Here is a 1,695-nt window from a genome sequence, read left to right as displayed (position 1 = left end):
AGGGATACATGCGTCACCGTTAATGCGTGGATAACTTTTTATCCACAGGGTCAGAGGCCACATTTTGGGCTACTTATCCCCAGATGGCAGGAATATTTGGGTCTTCGTGATACTTGTCCGGCTTGGCTTCAGCAATAGACCGTGTGGGTGGTCTTCAGCGTTCACCGCTGGGTACAGCACTTTCACTTTTCGGAGTTGGTCGAGGAAAGCCGCTTTGAATTGTCTGGTCAGTTTGTAGTCAGACCCGAATTGCATTTGTAGCGACTCCCACGGGATGACCACAGGAGACCGCAGGTAACTCATGCGATACGTCAGCCAACAGTAGATGTCCAGAGCCAGTGGTGACTTTTGGAGAGCCTTTAACGCCCTGATGTCTATTGGGATGGGGTTCTGTGTGACCTCATCGAAGAAACCCTGAGACAATGTGACTGTAGACTGAAATAACTGTATTTGCTTTGGGTTCTTTGGTTCCCACCAGAGGTTGCTCTTATCGGCTACCATGATGTTCTTCAAGGCTGTCAGATTGTTGTCTACATAGGTGCAGGAGATAAAGCATGAAAAGAGCCTTGTCATTTGCTCCCTGAGACGAGTGATACTTCCCCATCGGCCACCTGTAGGAATCATGTCTAATTGACGCATGAAGTCGCTGAGGGAATCCCCCAGGACTATTTCTCTGTCCTTGGTCTTGACCGCTTCTGTTGTCAGCCACGCAAGGAGAATCCGTGGGACTGAGCCATACGGTAGACCAATATCAGAAGGAGCCAGCATGGACAGCGTAAAGGCTCCATTGGTTCTCTTAAATTCGTTCCCTTCGGCCTTGCGGTGTGGCATGGTGGCCTGAACAAGAGACCGAGCCATAAAGCCTAAAGCCCCTGCCTCCTTGGCCTCTTCAATCTCCATCGCTAATGCTTCACTGATTAACTCATTGATGTTCTTTGGTGTCTTCATGTGCTTGTCCTCCCATTAGCCGAATAGCCGTTGCCAGAATGACCTTGGCTGTTCCTGTGCTTGTTCCTGTTGTCTGGCCTCAGTGAGTTGCCGTAACCGCTCATCGACAAGCCGGTAATGACTTTCACCATTGCTCTGGGCTGTTGCCAGTTGTTCCTTGAGGCTCTTTATTTCCTCCATGAGTTTCCCTGTTTCCTCTTGGACTGCTTGGGTGACTACTTCTGACAAGGCGAGTTGCAGAGTGGCTTGGAGTTCTGAGACAGCCACAGAGCGAGTCATTGGGACTACTTCTTGAATTATCCTTGCTTGGTCGAATTGGCTCTCTGGGAGATACCATTGCTCCCCATAAGGCCCAACGTGCTTCTCTGCTACATACTCACCTTCACGCACACGCCTCCTTATGGTGTCCTTTGAGACCTTCATTAACTGGGCTACTTGGTCTATCGTCAACATATTATCCTTGTTCATCATCATCATGCCTCCTGTGCAGGTTTGCTTGTGTCATTCACCATATACGACACTACGCCGTGTATTCCTGCCTTGGTCTTATAATTTGCATAGGCTTTCCTGTGTGACCCTTGATATACCTGCGTTTTGCTTGGGTTCCCTTTTTGAATGTCCCAGAGAAACAGTAGGAGTCCCAAAGGCTTTTTGGAATAAAATTCTGTGAGAGGGTATTGATGATAATTTCACCATTCTGTTTCCCCCTATGCCCCCTGTTCGCTTTCACACAGGGAATACTTTGAG

At 48.7% G+C, this 1,695-nt stretch carries 2 protein-coding genes; both read right to left on the bottom strand.

Annotated elements, in window-relative coordinates; translation table 11 throughout:
- Positions 1 to 69: 69 nt before the first annotated feature.
- Positions 70 to 948 (bottom strand): replication protein RepA, encoded by an 879-nt coding sequence (locus tag C508_RS0117335; protein ID WP_018704829.1) that lies wholly within the window; start codon positions 946 to 948, stop codon positions 70 to 72.
- Positions 949 to 963: 15 nt separating this feature from the next.
- Positions 964 to 1,419 (bottom strand): helix-turn-helix domain-containing protein, encoded by a 456-nt coding sequence (locus C508_RS0117330; RefSeq protein ID WP_018704828.1) that lies wholly within the window; start codon positions 1,417 to 1,419, stop codon positions 964 to 966.
- Positions 1,420 to 1,695: the final 276 nt, after the last annotated feature.

It is taken from the genome of Anaeromusa acidaminophila DSM 3853, assembly GCF_000374545.1.
Taxonomy (GTDB): Bacteria; Bacillota; Negativicutes; order Anaeromusales; family Anaeromusaceae; genus Anaeromusa; species Anaeromusa acidaminophila.
Note: the sequence above shows the minus strand (reverse complement) of the source record. Positions and strands in the feature narration are given on the sequence as shown.

Bases quoted from the DNA above. Each gene is read 5' to 3' on its own strand.
- C508_RS0117335 (WP_018704829.1), bottom strand. From the start codon at position 948: ATGAAGACACCAAAGAACATCAATGAGTTAATCAGTGAAGCATTAGCG.
- C508_RS0117330 (WP_018704828.1), bottom strand. From the start codon at position 1,419: ATGATGAACAAGGATAATATGTTGACGATAGACCAAGTAGCCCAGTTA.